Annotated in this window: 12 protein-coding genes and 1 pseudogene; 9 read left to right on the plus strand and 4 right to left on the minus strand. The window is 52.5% G+C overall.

Features of this window, described 5'->3' with window-relative positions:
- Positions 1 to 88: 88 nt before the first annotated feature.
- Positions 89 to 547 carry a hypothetical protein gene (locus JMJ04_RS38645; RefSeq protein ID WP_201375684.1) on the minus strand — a complete coding sequence of 153 codons (459 nt, stop codon included), beginning with the start codon at positions 545 to 547 and terminating at the stop codon, positions 89 to 91.
- A 372-nt stretch (positions 548 to 919) separates the two neighbouring features.
- Between JMJ04_RS38645 and JMJ04_RS38650 the strand changes: the two genes are divergently transcribed.
- The 3 genes and pseudogenes from JMJ04_RS38650 to JMJ04_RS38660 all read left to right on the plus strand — a co-directional run.
- The gene (locus JMJ04_RS38650) at positions 920 to 1,372 is read left to right on the plus strand and encodes a hypothetical protein (RefSeq protein ID WP_201375685.1); all 453 of its coding nucleotides are present in this window, start codon (positions 920 to 922) and stop codon (positions 1,370 to 1,372) included.
- A 577-nt stretch (positions 1,373 to 1,949) separates the two neighbouring features.
- The gene (locus tag JMJ04_RS38655) at positions 1,950 to 2,375 is read left to right on the plus strand and encodes a hypothetical protein (RefSeq protein WP_201375686.1); all 426 of its coding nucleotides are present in this window, start codon (positions 1,950 to 1,952) and stop codon (positions 2,373 to 2,375) included.
- 15 nt (positions 2,376 to 2,390) lie between these two features.
- Positions 2,391 to 2,825 (plus strand): annotated as a pseudogene (locus JMJ04_RS38660) (DUF4037 domain-containing protein); the annotation flags it as partial.
- A gap of 71 nt (positions 2,826 to 2,896) precedes the next feature.
- Here the strand turns inward: JMJ04_RS38660 and JMJ04_RS38665 are convergent.
- Complete coding sequence (locus tag JMJ04_RS38665) at positions 2,897 to 4,084, minus strand: MFS transporter (protein WP_201375688.1); 1,188 nt, start codon at positions 4,082 to 4,084, stop codon at positions 2,897 to 2,899.
- A 624-nt stretch (positions 4,085 to 4,708) separates the two neighbouring features.
- Between JMJ04_RS38665 and JMJ04_RS38670 the strand changes: the two genes are divergently transcribed.
- Together JMJ04_RS38670 and JMJ04_RS38675 are read left to right on the plus strand one after the other, a co-directional pair.
- Positions 4,709 to 5,146 carry a RidA family protein gene (locus JMJ04_RS38670; protein ID WP_201375689.1) on the plus strand — a complete coding sequence of 146 codons (438 nt, stop codon included), beginning with the start codon at positions 4,709 to 4,711 and terminating at the stop codon, positions 5,144 to 5,146.
- A gap of 332 nt (positions 5,147 to 5,478) precedes the next feature.
- Positions 5,479 to 9,504 (plus strand): DUF6788 family protein, encoded by a 4,026-nt coding sequence (locus JMJ04_RS38675; protein WP_201375690.1) that lies wholly within the window; start codon positions 5,479 to 5,481, stop codon positions 9,502 to 9,504.
- Here the strand turns inward: JMJ04_RS38675 and JMJ04_RS38680 are convergent.
- Positions 9,496 to 10,197, minus strand: coding sequence for a DinB family protein (locus JMJ04_RS38680; RefSeq protein ID WP_201375691.1), 702 nt, complete (start codon positions 10,195 to 10,197; stop codon positions 9,496 to 9,498). The genes JMJ04_RS38675 and JMJ04_RS38680 overlap by 9 nt on opposite strands.
- A gap of 577 nt (positions 10,198 to 10,774) precedes the next feature.
- On the minus strand, positions 10,775 to 12,016 hold the full coding sequence (locus JMJ04_RS38685) for a YbfB/YjiJ family MFS transporter (RefSeq protein WP_201375692.1): 1,242 nt from the start codon (positions 12,014 to 12,016) through the stop codon (positions 10,775 to 10,777).
- Between the two features lie 572 nt (positions 12,017 to 12,588).
- Here JMJ04_RS38685 and JMJ04_RS38690 point away from each other — a divergent pair.
- The 4 genes from JMJ04_RS38690 (at position 12,589) to JMJ04_RS38705 (ending at position 17,703) form a co-directional block, all read left to right on the plus strand.
- Positions 12,589 to 12,924, plus strand: coding sequence for a hypothetical protein (locus tag JMJ04_RS38690; protein ID WP_201375693.1), 336 nt, complete (start codon positions 12,589 to 12,591; stop codon positions 12,922 to 12,924).
- Positions 12,890 to 13,891: a class II fructose-bisphosphate aldolase gene (locus JMJ04_RS38695; RefSeq protein ID WP_201375694.1), complete on the plus strand. Its 1,002-nt coding sequence runs from the start codon at positions 12,890 to 12,892 to the stop codon at positions 13,889 to 13,891. Before JMJ04_RS38690 ends, JMJ04_RS38695 begins: the two co-directional genes overlap by 35 nt.
- Before the next feature lie 48 nt (positions 13,892 to 13,939).
- Positions 13,940 to 14,797: a DMT family transporter gene (locus JMJ04_RS38700; RefSeq protein WP_201375695.1), complete on the plus strand. Its 858-nt coding sequence runs from the start codon at positions 13,940 to 13,942 to the stop codon at positions 14,795 to 14,797.
- A gap of 125 nt (positions 14,798 to 14,922) precedes the next feature.
- On the plus strand, positions 14,923 to 17,703 hold the full coding sequence (locus tag JMJ04_RS38705; RefSeq protein WP_201375696.1) for a winged helix-turn-helix domain-containing protein: 2,781 nt from the start codon (positions 14,923 to 14,925) through the stop codon (positions 17,701 to 17,703).
- Positions 17,704 to 17,910: the final 207 nt, after the last annotated feature.

The following is a 17,910-nucleotide window of genomic DNA, read 5'->3' on the forward strand; positions in this document are numbered from 1 at the left end:
AGTTGTTGCGTGATAGATGCAAAGATTGCATCCATTTGGTAAATGAGGAGATGCTCACCCGCATAGGCGCGTACGTGAGCGCATCCTTTTACGCGCACTTGAGGGCGACCTCGGAGGAGGCGTTTTCGGGAACTTGATGCCAGTCGGTGCTATCCTGGTAGCTGCCGGAGGCCACGCTTCTAAAGGTCAGGGTCTGGCCCTGCGAGCAAGCGACAGAGGCGGCTGCGCTCAGGCTCTTGGCATACGAGGGACCCGAGGTATTGCTCTCACTGAGCTTGTACCAGGAGCCGCCTACGTTGACTTCGAGGCGTGAATTGACCTGGAGCGAGGTTACAGCGCGTGCGCATTGGATACTGCTTGCGGATGTGACCTGCTGAGTCTGTCCCAGCGCTGGCGCGCGTGCACTTACCTGGCAGATGGCTGGTGAAACCTGGAGATGATGAGGACTGAGGCTGTGAGCCTGCACAGCCCGGGTGGTTCCCAGAGCCAGGGCCATGCTCACTATAAGCACAACGAGGGCCTTGTGCCAGGAAAGCATACGAAGCATGTTGCTACCTCCTTCTCAATGCATTTTTATGTCTATGAGTGACGATAAGAGGGCGCTAAGGCAATCCATGAGTTGGCCTCACCCTCCAACATCACAACGCATTGAGAAGGCCCCATGTGACACAACCTTTATCCAACTTCGATGCCCACCGCGCCAACCTCCTGCTTGAAAATCAGCAATTGCCACCTCCCTCTTTGTGAAGCAGGGTTTCGCGAAGATCTGTAGTAGGGAAATCACCCTGGCAGCAGGCACGAAAGCTTAAGCTGGCTATGGCGATTGATTTTATCTCGCATGCTATTCTTTATATAGAGATCTACCAGTAGAGTACTCTTTTGTCGCTTGGAGAGCTAGAGAAAGGAGTGGGTGAGTTTCATGAGTGGGCCAGAGGAAAAACAATCTCAGCCAGAGAAGACAGAACACGTGGACGAGCGCCTGAACAATATAGCTTATTCCCTGGGCTACTTTCTGGGAAATACGCGTTTACGCGCTCAGCATTTCGCTCAAGCCTTTCGTGAGGGGAATATAGAATCAAATCACACACACCAGGAGCCTGTGGAAGCGCAAAGGGAGCCTTCAGAGCAGCAAATGGAGACGAATTCAATCATCACTGAATATGCGGCGACTCCCAGGCAGCCTGAGCCTACCTTGACCCAGAAAGCAGAGGATGTGATAGAAATTGTGGGCATCCAATTGGATACGCTTTTCACAGTTTCGCGCATCCTTATGCGTAGGACGGTTGCACGTATTCGCGAAGATGTCGAAGATATATGGGTAGAGAGTCAGATACTTCGAAAGCGCCAGAGGCGACGAAGGCTCGAACGATAGTAGAGGCGCTGTGAGAGATGACAGATTCTCTCACTGAATAGGCAAAGACTTTCTCGCTTTGTGCCTTTCTCTGTAAAGGGAGGAATGATGCTGTTTTAACAATTAACCAGAGAATAGGTGAACATCCTCATTCTCGGATTTAATATTAGAGCATTACTAATGTACATATTTTAACCTTTATATAAAGTTGCTTTAACAAATATCTACTATAATGAAAATTCAAGCAAGCACTGTTGTGTTATCCAACTGAACTGATGCATTTTTCTCGTGACAAAAGGACATTCCTATGCTGTGGAAACTGGCTTCGATGATTCTTCTCGATATTCTCAAGACTTTGATTGTTGAACTGGCTATAAAAGTCATCTCTTCGCTTATTTCGCATTGGATCACCTCCATGAAATCGCTCCAGGTGCAACCTTCTCCTGCCCTAGGCCTTAACCTTGTTCCTAGCGCTATATAAATGCTCCTGAACGAAACGTCATGCGCGCTGGCGCACCACTCCGAGCACCCAATATGCCACCATCTTGAGTGCCTGTGCTATGCTGTATGCACCAATAGTCTCTAAAGGTGGATATGTATGCTTTATGCCAGCCAGTGGCGTTGCGATATTGCCCGGCGTATCGCGCCCATTATCGCCCGTAACCCTGCTGTCAGCGCCATTATGGTAAGTGGCTCGACCTCGCGCAACAGCGCTGATAGCTTCTCCGACATTGAGATTGGTGTCTTCTGGTCGCGCCCGCCACGCGGTGAGGAGCGCATGGCACCCATCGAGCTAGCGTGTGGTACCTTCTGGGAGCTAGACCCTTATGATCCCGAGGATGAGGTCTGGATGGAGGAGTGGGGCCTCAACGAGCTGAAAATCGATATGCGCAACATGACTGTTGAGGGCCTTGAGCGCCAGCTGCAGGCCGTCCTCGTCGAGCACGACACCACCCCCTTTCGCCAGTACACGCTCTCAGCCGTGCAGCATGGCATTCCTCTACATGGTCACGAGATCATCTAAGGCTGGCAGGAGCGCCTCGTCGCCTATCCTGTAGGCTTGCAAGAGGCCATGGTGCGGCGCTATATCGCTGGCGATCTGCGTGAGTGGTGCTGGTGGATCGATCAACTCCTCAGTCGTGGCGATACCTTGCTCGTCTACCAATCCTTCAATGAAGCCATCTTTAGCGTCATCAGCATCCTTATGGGTCTCAACAAGATCTATCACCCCGGCTACAAGTGGTTGAAATACTCCCTGGCCGAGATGTCCATTCAGCCTGAGAACCTGGGCGAGCGCATCCAACAGGCTTATCAGCTTGCTCCCCACCAGGGATTTGTTACCATCCAATCCCTGGTCCTTGAGAGCTACGACCTGGCAGTCCAGGCCCTCCCCCAGTTTGCAGAGGAGATCACTCACGCTCGCACACGCTTCCTCCACCAGCGCAAGCGCTTCGAGCACGAGCCTTCCCACTAGTAGCCGCGTACGCAAGTAGCGGGCCGCTACTTGCGTACGCGGCTACTAGTAGGGAGAGAGGTTTGCAAGCACTATTCGATCTTTTCGGCAGTACTCGTCGCTGGGGCGCAGAGCGCGGCAAGTACACATAGAAAGACCACCAGGAATAACGCGAGTCGAAGTCCCACTCGATCAGCAATAAAGCCAATCATGGTTGGACCTGCAATCATGCCAAAATATCCCCATGTTGTGACCGTTGCAAGAGGGGAACCCGTATCCTGCTTAGCGAGTCGCCCCGCCGCACTTACCACAAGAGGAAACGGAACGGAAAGGCCGATTCCTACCAGGCTCAGGCCAAAGAGCACCATGGGCGTCCAGGTAAACACCAGCGCCAGGGTAAGCCCGATGGCTGCAAGTAAGCAGGAGTTACGCACAAGCATAGCCGCTCCGAAGCGCATCGCCAGCTTATCGCCAACGCTGCGCCCAAGAGTCATACAGAGTAAAAAGGCGGTGAAGCCTGCCGCTGCTAATCCGGCTCCGGTATGGAGCGTACTGGAGAGATACACAGCGCCCCAATCGAAGATAGCCCCTACGCTAAGGAAGGCACAGAAAGCAATTATCCCTAACAATATGAGTGGTCGTGAGGAATGCAGAGGCAGCGCTTTCTGAGTGGGTTGTTTTCGTGCGTTTTGTATCGACCTTGATGGCAAAAGCCAACGCGCACTCCCTATGAAGCCAGCACAGGCGCAGATAGCTATGGAGAGAAAATGGAGATCAGGGCTTACATGTAAAGCAGCCAAAATACTACCGAGTGAGGCACCAACCAGGCTTCCCACGCTAAAGCACGCATGGAACGAATTCAGAATAGATCGGCCATATGCCTGCTCGACATCGGCGCCCTGCATATTCATCGTGACATCCATTGCGCCATTGCTGGCTCCAGAGAAGACAAGCGCCAGGAAGAGTAGCGACATTGTTGGTGCTACAGCCATCAGAGGGAGCGCGACACCCATACCAAGCGCGGCAACGGTGCCAATCACATTGCTGCCATAGTACCTGGAGAGTCGACTGGCAATATTCATAGCGAGGAGTCCACCGACAGTACATCCTAGTAGGGCCAGCCCTAGTTGGCCTGAAGGTAGGGCAAGCTTCATTTGTAGCTCAGGAAGACGTGTTGACATGGTAGCTGTCATCATGCCATTCAAGAAGAAGAAAACACTCACGGCTACCCGAGCTAGACCTGAGCGCCGTTTATCTGTTTGCTGAGACTTTGTTATCATAGCACCCTTCATTCCAGGAGAGAGCCTGTAGGGGCAGAGCTTGCTCAGCCTCCGAGCGCAGCGATATGCCCAGCGGCTGTCGGCCTGCGGGCCTCGGAGTCCATGCCAGCATGGACCCTACAAACGTGGTGAATAGGCCAATAAGTGGTGGTGAAGGGGACATACTCGCTTGAAGAGTGGAGAAGCAGCGAAAAGGAGAATGAGATGCGCAGCTTAAACTCCATCGCAGGATCACTCCATGAGCGCGAGATGTCCAGCGATACACGCCGCGAAGATGTGAAGAGAGGTAGGAAGCTATGAGAATGCACCTGTTATAACAGAACAGGTAAGATTGTGGATTTGTAGCCTGTATTACCCCGCGTAAGCCTGGCGTGATCGCTTAGGCGGGTAATTTGGTTGCGTTAATCATGGTTTCGCTTGCTTTCAACACAAATGGTTTTCTTTGGGTAAGGTCAGATCTTTTGTACACAAAACTCTACCAGGAGACTGGTGCTCTGTCAAGCAGCTTGCAGGGTTAGGCAAGAAAGAGGGCCAATCTTGTCCTTTTAATGAAGTATAGTATGAGCAAGTTGACAGGCCAGATACGACAAGTATCCAGCAAACTCTATTTAAGGGGGAAAAGAAATGTCTCATTCTACACAACCGAACCCAAACCAGGGGATTATAGAATTTCTTAACCCTGAGCATCTACATAAAAATCCCGCGTTCACACAGGTAATTAGCGTTAGCGGCCCGGCGAAAACCGTTTATATTGGTGGTCAGAATGCGGTTGATGCCCAGGGAAACATTGTTGGGAAAGGAGATATCAAAGCGCAGACTCAACAGGTTCTCGTCAATGTACGCGAGGCTTTAGCGGCTGCTGGAGCCGAGCCAGAGCATATTATCAAATGGAACTTGTATCTTATCCAGGGTCAATCGTTGCGTGAAGGATTTGCAGCCTTTCAGCAATTCTGGGGTTCTCGCCCCAATCCACCTGTCATCACAATGCTCTATGTTGTGGGGCTAGCGAACCCTGACTTTCTCCTGGAAATGGACGTGACTGCAGTCGTTCCATTAGCTTAATTAACTGTACAACCTATATTCTAATGTATTCTAAAAGGTGCCAGGAACCGCATACGCGGTTCCTGGCACCTTTTAGAATACATTAGAATATACAAGTTTTCGTACGTCTTATATTTGGGTGGCTAAAAAATAGAAGAATTAGGAAATATGTGGTATTTTTATCAGGTAGAGTGCTGAAATTTAGCATTTGAGACGCTATAATGGAAGATAGTACGCTTTTCTTTATATTACTACATTTGACTGCCCTTATCCCCCATGGTTCCTTGTCTCCTAGCCTGGCGGCAATGAGCTATTTATCTTAGATCTGGCGGCGATTCGGTAAGGAGGGAGCCTTGAGTACGAAAATAACCTATCACCAGCAGGTGAGCTACTGTGGTAAGCCAACGTGTAGCCGCTGCCGCGAAGGGATCGGCCACGGCCCTTACTGGTATGCCTACAAGACTGAGAATGGCCACACAACGCGTACATATATCGGCAAGGAGCTTCCCCCCGAGGTGAAGGCTACACAGGAGGAGCTGGCTGGTATGCAACCGGATAAATTGTCGCCACGCGTGACGAGCGCCGCAGCCCTGGAGAGTGGCTCGGCCTTCTTCCGTGCCCATTTGCTGGGGCAGCTACGCCTGGAGCGTCGCGCACAACGCCAATGGGCTCCCGTGACCGAGAACGAATGGCGACAGGGGGCGCTCCGCACGCTCTTCGGGTACCTGCTCTGCCAGCCCGGACGTTGTGCTAGTAAACAGGATATCGTGCGCGATCTCTGGCCCACCGCCGGGGTCGAGGCCTGGTCGCTGCTGGATAAGACGCTGGCCCACCTGGAGCAAGAGCTGGCGACTCCCCTCTCCATGAAAGGCGGGAAGGCGACGGCCCGCCAGGCACATGTGCAGCAGCCTCTAGTACGGATCACCGAAGACGAGGTTATCCTGGCGGGACAGGCCCAGATCTGGGTAGATGCCGATGGCTTTGAGCAACTAGCAGGCGTACTGACAAACTCAGTTACTAGCGAGCCAGGATCAGAGCGTGAGCAATTACTGGTACAGGCCGCCACGCTCTACGGCGGCGACCTCCTACCTGAGGAACGCCAGGCCTCCTGGCTGCTAGAACGTCGCCTACGCCTGCGTCGAGCCTGGCTCTCGCTTCTACTTGAGCTGACTGATCTCGCCATAGCTCGTCAGGATTCGCTGGGTGCCCTCAAGATGTTGGATCGTGTGCTGGCGGTCGACTCCCTCAATGAGCAGGCGGTGCAGCGCTCGATCTATCTGATGGCGCGTCTTAACTGGCGTGGTGATGCACTGCGTGCTTATAAGCGCCTGGAGGGGGCGCTGCTCCAGGAACAGGGGCGCAGGCCCTCACCCGAAACTCGCGAACTCTATGACGCCGTACGCAATGGACGTGAGCCACAACCTGTCTTCGCCTCTACACACGCCACTCCCCAAGAGCCTCAGGCCGCTCCCACGGCCCCCGCACCTCCCGCACCCCCAGTAGCCGCGTACGCCAGTAGCGGGCTCCCAGTCCAGATTGGTCGCCCGCGCCAGAGTCCCCTCGTAGGGCGTACCAGCGAGCTAGAGACGCTGTATGGCTTACTCGACGAGGTGGAGCAGCAGGGGCGCCAGGCATATCACTCACAGCGCCAGGCCACGGGCCTGCCACTGGATACGCAGCGTCGTCCGCAATGTGTCTTTTTAATGGGGGTGACAGGTATTGGCAAGACGCGCCTGGCGGAAGAGATGGCGCGCCAGGCGCGCCTGCATGGCTGGAATATCGCCTGGAGCCGTGTCTACCATCAAGAGAGTGGTATTCCTTACCACATCTGGACCGATGCGCTCCGCAAAACCATCGCCGAGGCCAAGCTCTTCTCGGATATATTCGCCTCCTTTGGTACTCATGCGCAGTTAGCGGGTTCATCCTCACTCGCGGCGCCGGGTACGCAAAGTTCGCGCCTCGCTCTCCAGGAGCGCACACAGGTGGTGACCCATGAGCAGAAGAACTTCTCGCGCTCCACCCGGGGCCGCCCACGGCGTGCGCCTCGCGAGACGCCGCTCGCCTCAGAGGCGGTACCTACCACTTCGCTGCAACTCCAGCCGCTGGTAACCCTCCTGCCTGAGCTAGCCTCGCTGGTACCTAATCCGCGTGGCACCCTTATGCCCTTCCTCTCGCCTGAGCAGGAGCAGTTACGCCTGCACGAGGCCGTACGTGATCTCCTCTTTGCCGCCAGCGAGGCCGCGCCCCTGCTCGTCGTACTTGACGATATCCAGTGGGCAGATGCTAGTAGCGGTGATCTGCTGGGCTATCTCGCGCGCCATGCTGCGGGCCGCCCCCTGCTCTTCGTTGCCACCTGTCGCGAGACCGAGTTGCCGGAGACGCACCCTTTGCGCAACCTGATCAACCATATGCAGCGTGAGCACTCGGTGCGTACCCTCCAGATCGAGCCGTTGAGCAGCGAGGAGATCGCGCGCCTGGTGTCGCACCTGCCGGAAGACATGGTCCAGCGCATTCAATCGCAGGCCGCAGGCAACCCCTATTTCGCGGAAGAGCTGGCGCACTCGACGCCTCCTACCCTGCCCTCGTCCATCACCGCGGCGCTTGAGCATCGTGTTCGCACATTAAGTCACGCCTGCCGACAGTTGTTGGGGAGCGCTGCCGTGCTGGGAGGATCGTTCGAGTTTACTACACTCTATGCCATGGAATCTGCCTCCTCTAGCCCGGTCAATGAGGATACCGTGATCGAGTATCTGGAAGAGGCCCTGGAATCTGGCGTATTGAGCGAGGAGCGTGTGGGGGTACGCGCTATCTATCACTTCTGGCATCCCCTGCTGGTCAATCATCTGTATGATCATGTCTCCGCCGCTCGTCGCGCCCGCCTGCACCAGCGGGCCGCCAACGTCTTGCAGGAGATGTATGAGGGGCATGAAGAAGAGGCTGCCGCGACCATTGTGCGCCACCTTGTCGCCGCAGGCGCACCAGCGGAACGTATTGTCTACTACGCGCAACTTGCCGCCGAGCATGCCTATGCCCTGCCAGCCTATGCCGAGGCCGAGCGCCACTATAGGCTAGCCCTGGAGCAACTCGATGCGCCGGAGCGTCCCTTCGTCAGACGTGACAACTCGGCTGTTATACCTGAAGCAGAGGAGCAGCATAACCTGCGCCTTAGCCTCCTTGAGCGCCTGGCGGAGTGTACCATGATTCGCGGGCACTTCAGTGAGGCTCGCGCGCTCTATGAGCGTGTCTTACAAATGCGCGACTCAGAGCAGCCCCTGGCGCCCTTCGAGGCCCAGAAACAGGCCCTGCTCTGGGGCGAGGTTGGTCGCTGCTGGCGTAATGCCAGCGATACCAGTATGGCTCGCACCTGCTGTGAGCGTGGCGAGCGTGTCTTGAGGGAGGCTGGCATTACCAGTGGACCCGCCTGGGCGCGCCTGCGTTACCAGCAAGGTAGCATCTATCGCATGGAGGGACGCTATCGCGAGGGTCGCCAGGCCGCGCGCGAATCGCTGGACTTCTTCGATAGTCAGCAGACCATGCACCTGGTGGGTCCCATTATTCAGGCCACGCGCCTGGAGCGTGCCCTGGCTGGTGATCCCGTCGACCTGGGGAATACCCACCGCCTCCTAGGATCACTCTCCGACGCCGAGGGACACGCCGAAGACGCCCTGGAGCACCTGGAGACCGCCCTCATCATCTTTGAGCAAGCCGAGCATAAGCGCTTGATCGCGCACGTTTGCTGCGACCTGAGCTATGTGCAGATCAAGAAGGGCGACTTTGAGGATGCCCAGGCCAGGCTACGCCACTCTCTCAACCTGGCCCAGAGCGTCGATGACGATCCCCTTATCGGCGTCATATGTAGCAACTATGGCGAATTGTATGCTATGAAAAACGAGCTGGACGAGGCCGAGAACTGGTATCGCCGCAGCCTGGCCTATGCTCATAGCCATAAAGACAAGGTCTATATCAGCCAATGGAATAGCCGCCTGGCCGCCGTCCTCCTTGAAGAGGACAAACTTGCGGAGGCTGCGAACTGCATCGTACAAGCCGTCAGAACTGCCCGTGTTATCCGCAACAACCCCAGCCTGGGGCGTGCCCTTGTCAGCCTGGGAAATTACCGCATCGCAGAAGCCCTGGGTATGGAGACCCTACCCACCATTCGCCGTCGCTTGCTCACACACGCCCTGCATAACCTGAAGCGCGCCCTCGCCCTCGAAGGTCTCGAAGCCGAGACCCGTGTGCGTGCTCACCTGGCCCACGCCCACGCTGAACTCCTCCTGGAGCAGCCTGATGCCCGCGAACACTTGCACCAGGCTCTCCACGAGGCTCGTGCCTGCGACCTCGTTCCCCTCGTCCAACAAAGCGAGCGCCTATTAGTGTAGCTCGACCAGGTCGGGGTCAGTGGGAGCAAATTCTCTGCTTTCAGGATAGAGTTCGAAGGCCTGTTGCAGCGTAGGTTTGGCTTTCTCTAGCTGGTCATGTGTAGCGTAGAAGCAGGCCAGGTTATAGAGCATATAGCCCTTCAAGGTGTCGGGTACCTCGCCCTCTACGACCCTGCCTGCCCAGGCCTCATATGTGTGTAGCGCGCCTGCAACATCGTGCCGGTCGAGGAGATAATATCCCAGGTGAATCTGGGTATGCTCGTAACAATTTCCCATAAAGGAGAGGTAGAGTGGCATACCTTCTTGCACCCAGTCGAAGCGCTTGAAGGCCGTCAAATCCTCTTCTGAGAACTGCTCGGTCAAAGCGATGAGATCGGCGTATACCTGGTCGGATTCAGCGAGAATATCTGACCAGGAGTGATAGCGGTTCTTCTCGAAGACGACGGGATTAATCTGCTCAAAATGCCCAATCTCCTCCGGCTGTGGCTCCTGGCGTAACTGGGCCTGCAACTTGAGCACGAGTCGCTGGCGCCAGAATGACAGATGAGCCACATGGTCTTTAGCAGACCAGCGGTCAGGCTCGCCAATAGCAGCCAGCTCGGCGGAAGGCAGTCCCTGAAAAAAGGCATTCTGCTCAGCCTGTGCCTGGCGTAGGAGATCGAGTAAAATGGGTTTAAAAGCCTGTTTGCTCATGGTTATTTTTCTTCCTTGCATTGTTTGAATGAAATGGGAACATACGCAAGGCATACATAGCCCTGCAAGCAATATCCAACATCCCAATATCTAAAGATGGGGGAACAAGAGGAGGCAATGCACCGGAAGAGAGGATGTAACGCTTGCCTATCAGCAGCAAATATTCCTGACACCTGAGGTGCAGAGCCCCATTGAAAGCCTAAAGGAACGGCTCAGATGGCTCATAAATGGCACCTCCTTTCAGTCTAGCAAAAACGTCATCCAATAAGCTAAGTATACCAGAACGCCCCGCTTCTAGCAAGGTAAAAAAAGAGTAAGGATGTTCCGGACCTGCTACATGAGGATACAATCATACCGAGACATCGCAAAGACGAGAGAAGGAAGGAGCGGACGCACCATTTGATTGCTAGGTGCGCCGCTTCTCTTGCATACAGCAAACTTGCTTCTACAGGACCTTTGCAGAGCGGGAATGCTCTCGCTGAATAATATACACGCCGAACCACTCAATTTAAAGAAAATGCTGGCGCGTTTTGGCCTGAAAGCATCTCTTGGAGACAAGTAGAGCAGCCAGTATCACTTAAGATGAACGGGTCGTACTATGGTCTTTATGACCTGTATTATTGTCATGCTTATGTTCCTCCAAAAGACGATGTTCTTGCTGAAATACCGCGATCACGAGAGCCAGTAATAACAGGATGGGTGCTAGCCAGACGCCAGCAGAGATATTTCCTGTGTAATCAGAGAGCCATCCTGAGAGGACAGGACCTATTGCTTGACCGACGGCAAAACCGGCTGTCATAATCGCAATCCCAGCCGTCCAGAAACTGGAATGAAGATGGCGACGGCACAACCCTGTAACGGCGGTTGGTCCAGCCATGAAACTGCCACCAAAGATGATAGCTGAGACTAATGCTGAAGGGAAGCCAGGATAGAGAAGCACCGGAAGTGTCCCGGTGAGGACGATTGCAGACACGATTGCAGGCCCCCAACCGCCTTTACACCGGGCAAGGATTGGTCCCCATCCCAGAGTTGATAGGGCAGAAGCAATTCCCAGAATGATAAAGAAGAGAGCAGACATCCAGGGGGTGGCACCCTGTGCATGCAGCAAAGCAATTACAAATGTCATGTACGTCACGTACCCAGCACCAAAGAGCAGGTATCCAAAGAAGGTCGGACTCAGCTTACGGAAATCGCCTAGCCTTAACATGGCGCTCCCCTGCGTGTTTTGCTTTGGAAGGGTTCTATAGGCGAGCCAGGTGGGGATTAGAGCAACTAGCGCGGCAACCCCCAAAATGATCCAACCAAGACGCCATCCACCCGAACCACTGGTGAGTGCGGTAGGCACGACGATGCCAGAAATGATAATCCCAAGTCCTGGGCCAGTAAAATAGACTGGCATCAATGTTGGGCGTATGCGAGCCGCTAGGGCGGAACCAAGTACAAAAGTGATCGCTGTGCTTATGCCTCCAATGAAACGCAACACGAGCAACATTGTGTACGTGCTTGTCGCACCACTCAGAAGGAGGATAAGAGCGCTGATGGCCATACTTCCTAGGAAAGTCAGGCGGTTCCCAAGGCGTTGTGCAACCCAGGCAGTGATTAAGGTTCCGATAATATAGCCTATCGCGTTTGAGGTATTGAGCCCACCTGCCTGGGCAAAATTCCAGTGCAGTTGTTCGCGCATGGGCGGGAGCAAGAGAGAATAGGCAAAGCGAGAAAAGCCGAGTGCGACGACAGGCCCTAGCGCAAGCCCCAGAGCTGCGAACATTTCGCTCAAGCTAAACCGTTCTCGTGTTCGTGTCGTTCCCATTGTTGCCATACCATGTATCCCTTTATAGAAGAATAAGTGTAATAGTGTTCCTCGCCTCAAAATTGACTGGTAGTGTCACAGCGAAGAAAACATGTCAGGTTTGATCATGTCCTGATAAAAGAAGAGAGTCGTAAGGATAGCTTCTAAACTAATACAGTTATGAAAACTGTCCTTCTCTCTCTTACCTAAGGAGCACTGATCTTTGACCGCTAGTATAGGTTCCTCGCTTGTCGTTGTCATGGCCAAAAATAAGTAACATATGAGGTGTAATCTGCTCTTTGATCAAATTAATTATTGACCTAAAGTAAGTAGTACGCGAAGCTTCATTGTAAATGGTGCTGGATGTTGGTATGGAGGAAGATGAGAGAAACAGGGTTACATCTTTTTAATCATAGGAGATACACATTTTAGGCCATGACACGTCGCGAGGCACGTCCTATACTACTGGTTGTAAAAAAGGAGGCAAACCAGTATAGACTGATCTTTCTCCTTCGATTTCTGACACATATGGTACACAGCTTCAAGCATAGGAGCATTGCTCCTATGCTCAAGCAATTGTTCAAAATGAGGAGGAATAGAGGATGTACCAATCAATTGAGGAATTACAAGCCGCTCTCTCGCGGTTTACGTATAGTCGCGCCAATACTTTGCATGTTACAGATGAGCAGGCTCTGCGAAACACAGGCATAGATGATCTCATCTTCACAGCCGTCTTTGCGAGCGATTCAGATCTCAAAACCAGGGCGCGTGCAGCCGTTCGACAGATCGCGGAAAACCAGGGCATTTATTCCGCCTCTCTTCACTCCTACTACCTAGCGATTGGTAGTGGAGAGGTTCTCACAAGCGCTACGGTTCCCGCAATCAACCTTCGCGCCATGACCTATGATGTCGCACGCTATTGGTCCACTGATCTTTGAGATCGCCCGTTCTGAAATTGGTTATACCGGTCAGCGCCCGGACGAATATGCGAGTGTGATCCTGGCGGCAGCGATAAAGGAAGGATACAGAGGGCCGGTTTTCTTACAAGGCGATCATGTCCAATTGAACGCCAGTCACTACAAAAAGGATGCTCTAAGAGAGCTACAGGCCGTGAAAGCACTTATTCAAGAAGAGCTTGAGGCAGGCTTTAGAAACATCGATATTGATGCCTCGACGCTAGTTGACCTCAGCAAGATGCAGCTAGAAGAGCAGCAGAAAGAGAACTATCGTGTCACAGCAGCCTTAACCGCATATATTCGCTCACTGCACATACAGGAGACAGTCTCAGTTGGCGCAGAGATAGGTCATATTGGAGGGAAAAATAGCACACCAGAGGATTTAGATGCTTTTATGCATGGCTATACTCAAGCCATAGGAACACAACTTCCTGGTATCAGTAAGATTAGCGTCCAAACGGGGACCAGTCATGGCGGCGTACCTCTGCCTGATGGGAGGATGGCCGAAGTGAAACTCGACTTCTCAGTTCTCGAACGGACTGGGCAGGTCGCGCGTGAGAAATATCACATCGGTGGAGTAGTACAACACGGTGCGTCAACACTTCCTGATGAACTCTTTGACCAGTTTCCCAGGCATCAAACGCTTGAGATTCACCTGGCGACTGGCTTTCAGAATACGCTCTACGCCAGCTTGCCAGAGGAATTGCGCACACGCATGTATCAGTGGGCTGAGCATAAATGCCAGGGGGAGTGGGAAGAGGGATGGAACAAGCAGCAGTTCATCTATAAGACACGTAAAAAGGCCTTTGGACCTTTTAAGGAGCAAATGTGGCACCTCTCTAAAGAAGAAAAGCAGCCTATCAGGAAAGCACTTGAGCAACAATTTCGCTCTCTCTTTGAGAAGTTAAATGTCTTCAATACACAGTCTATATTGGCAAAGTATGTTTGAAGATTTACAACGAAAAACAGACTGGCTGTAAGGAGCAAACAAGCATCTATGGGAGGCATTTTAGGATTACTTGCCGCGATTGGTTGGGGAAGCGCCGATTTTCTTGCACGGTATGCTACGCGTTCTATTGGGAGTTATCGCACGCTCTTTTTCATTCAGTTCATTGGCCTGGCTGGTTTGAGTGTCGTCATGGTTGCAACCGGGTCTCTACAATCTCTCTCTCGCTTGACGGGTGACGTCTGGATCTGGATGGGCTTGGCGGCCTTCCTTTATACTGGAAGCACACTGGCGCTTTACCGAGCCTTTGAAATTGGCAAGCTTGCCCTGGTTTCTCCTATCGCAGCCAGTTACGCAGCTCTTACGACGCTGCTCGCGTTTGTGAGTGGTGAGCAACTTTCCTGGCTTCATGTATTGGGTATAAGTCTTGCTCTTGTGGGAGTACTACTCGCAGTCATTCCGCAAGCTTTAGGAACAGAGAAGTCTAAGACGCGAGCACGCGGCATTGGCTGGGCCATAGGTGCAGCCATCGGTCTGGGCCTCACCTTCTGGATCTTAGGTTTTCATATTACATCAACGCTGGGTGGGATCACGCCAATCTGGCTGCTCCGCTTGGTGGCACCAGTCCTGCTCATGTTGGGAGCACGTCCGCTTGAGCAATCTCTTGAGCTGCCGCCCCGCCCTGTCTGGAAATATCTCATTGGTATAGGTCTTCTTGACACGGGTGCCTTTGTCGCTAATGCGCTCGGGTTTACGCTGGCTCAAGTTTCCCTGGTGAGCGTGCTTGGCTCCCTCTTTAGCGCTGTCACAGTCCTGCTGGCCTGGTTTGTCTTGCATGAACAACTCTTCTGGCGGCAATGGCTGGGAATTGGTACCATTTTTCTGGGAATTTTTCTTGTCAATAGTTGAGACACCCTTTGCATCAAAAAGCAAGAAACTATGCTACCATATATTCGTGATAGTCATACTTTGTGTTTACTGGGCAGCATAAAGAAGAAACGAAAGGAAGTAGTTGTAGATGTTGGAGGGCGTATATGTTTATACACGATCCGTTGTTGGAGACCAAGTTTGCCATTCCCATTTCACCACATGCCTTGATGACTCGCCCTCGGCTGACCACTCTGCTCAATCAAGGATTGCAGCGGCAACTACTTCTTGTCTCAGCGCCAGCTGGTTTCGGCAAAACAACGCTACTTGCACAATGGCAGAAAGCACTTTCGCAGAAGTCGGTGTTTACGGCCTGGGTAACGCTTGATAAAGGTGACAATTATCTCCTCTCCTTTTGGCGATATGTCCTTGCCGCTTTCAATAAATGTCAGGAAGGTATCGCTACAGAGGCATTAGATGCGGTCATGGCGCCACAGAAGCCGCGTATTGAGTATGTGCTTACGACCTTCATTAATGTCCTTGCAACAAGTAACGCGACCTGGGTGTTGTTTCTGGATAATTATCAGGCAATTACAGATCCAGAAATCCACGACTCGTTGACATTTCTTCTAGAACATCTGCCAGCACACCTGCATATTCTTCTGGCTACACGTGTTGATCCACCACTTCCTCTTGCTCGTCTGCGTGCTGGAGGTCAACTCTTAGAACTACGCACCGAACAACTACGCTGTACACCCGAAGAGATGACGCGTTTTCTCAACGAAGTCATGGATCTCTCTCCCCCTCAAGACCTGGATGTCCAAAGCGTGGCCTCCACAGAAGGTTGGCTTGTTGGCTTGCAATTGATGGGCCTCTGGCTCAAAAAACAACCTTATCCCCATGAGGCACTCAAGACTCTTCATGGGAGTCACCGCTATGTCTTTGACTACCTGATGGAGGAAGTGTTGAGCCAGCAGTCTGAAGAGGTGCAGGCCTTTCTGCTACAAACCTCTCTTCTTGAGCGCCTTAGTGCCCCCTTGTGTGATGCCGTTACCGAGTCGTCCAATAGTCAAGAGATGCTTGAGTTTCTGGAGCGAAATAACCTGTTTATTGTGGCTTTGGATGAAAACAGATGCTGGTATCGCTATCAATCGCTCTTTGCGAAAACCTTACGTTATCGACTCGAACAGAGTGATGTAGCACAAATTCACGCCCTGCATCTGAAAGCAAGCCGCTGGTATGCCAGAGAAGGGGCAATCAATGAGGCGATAAACCATGCATTGAAAGCACATGCATGGTATGAAACTGCTGCTTTGCTCGAACCTATTATCCAGAGGCTTCTCTGGAAGCGCTGCGAACTCCCAATTCTGTGGCAATGGCTTCAGCAACTCCCACAGGAGGTTATACGCATACACCCGTATCTGGGCTTGGCTTATGCGATGATCCTCTTCCTTACAACCTCGCCCGAAGAAGCTATCCCCTGGCTCCAGGCAACTCAAGAGGCTATAGCCGTCCACTCTCCAGCATATAAGGATGTGAGTGGCGATGTTCTCTCTCAAAATGCGTCACACGAGAAATTGCGTGGAGAAGTTACCGCTCTTGAAGCAATCATTACCAGTTATCGAGGTGCGGATACGGTAACGTTAGATCTCTGTTCTCAGGCATTGACCTATCTTCCTGAAGAGGATAATAATGCTCGTGCGACCATCTTCCTGGCTCAATCCCTGGCTTATTTTGCGCAAGGCCGAGCAGTGGATGCAACCTGCTGTGCGCTCAAGGCCTCCAGTTTTGCTCAAGAAGTAGGTGACATTCCAGGGGCGATCTGTCATCTGAGCATCGCGGCTTACTATCTTCTCTTGCGTGGTCGGCTTCAAGAGGCACACAACCTCTTACAACAGACATATCAACTTGGGAGTGCGCCTGGTAATTTCTCCTGCTCAGCTGTAGCCTGGGCAAATATGTGCCATGCTGAGATATTGAGAGAGTGGAATCGGCTTGATGAAGCCCTTGCGTTGACGCCTGAGGGCATGCCTTCAGAAGAACAGATTGAATTACTGATTCTATTGAGTACGGGCTACCTACAGTTGGTACGCTTGTATCTGTCACGTAACGAATTAGATGCGGCTGACAATGTCTTTCAGCAAAGGAGGAAAAGTCCTTTACAGGCCGATAGTACTAATCAACTTGCCTGGATACTCGCGGTTGAACAAGTTCGGCTCTGGATCGCGCATGGAGAATTAGAACGCGCTAGCCATTGGGTACAAGAATTAGAGTGGCGCGAGAGGCCACGCTCGCTTTTTGCCTGTGAACGAGAGGGCGTTGCTCAAGCACGTGTTCTGCTGGCACAACATCAACCCTCTGAAGCCCTCGGGGTCCTTAGTTTCCTGTTACCACATGCTCAAGAGATGGAGCGTTGGGGAAATGTCCTCGAGATGCTGATTCTGCAAGCGCTAGCCTATCACATGCAACAAGAAGAGATCCAAGCGCTCTCTATACTCGCACAAGCTGTACGTATCGCTGAGCCTGAAGGCTATATTCGCATCTTTGTCGATGAGGGAGCACCAATGCAACTCTTGCTCAGCAGACTCAAGGATATCGAGCAGAGGCCTCCTCATTACTTAGACACGGTCCTTGTAGCTTTCAAAAGAGGAAAAGAGACGCTTTCCACTGGAAGTCAGGAACCAGGTACAGTATCAGTTATTGGAATTTCTTCAGGTCAGTATGCAGAGCACAAAATCATGCAACCATTGACTGAAACGTTAAGTATGCGTGAAATAGAGGTGCTTCAATTGATGGTGAAGGGAAAATCAAATCAAGAGATTGCCAAGGATCTGGTTATCGCGACGAATACAGCAAAACGACATGTGAGCAATATCTTTATAAAGCTAGGAGTCAACAATCGTCTTCAGGCCGTAGCCCGAGCACGCGAACTTGGCCTGATCTTGTGATCCCCTTCCTGGCTGTGCGACTTTCCGAATCACAGGTGCTTGTCTAGTCCCCCAAGAACCTAAATATGGAGTTGCTCCAATTCAGTAGAAGCCAAGAACAGAAGGAACGTTTACTTTGCCTAGAAATTGAAGAGTATATCATGAATAGTATAAGATATATTATTAGCAACAATAGAGAATGCCGCGAAAATTAGGAAGAGGGAAATA

The organism is Ktedonobacter robiniae (assembly GCF_016587375.1).
Lineage (GTDB): Bacteria > Chloroflexota > Ktedonobacteria > Ktedonobacterales > Ktedonobacteraceae > Ktedonobacter > Ktedonobacter robiniae.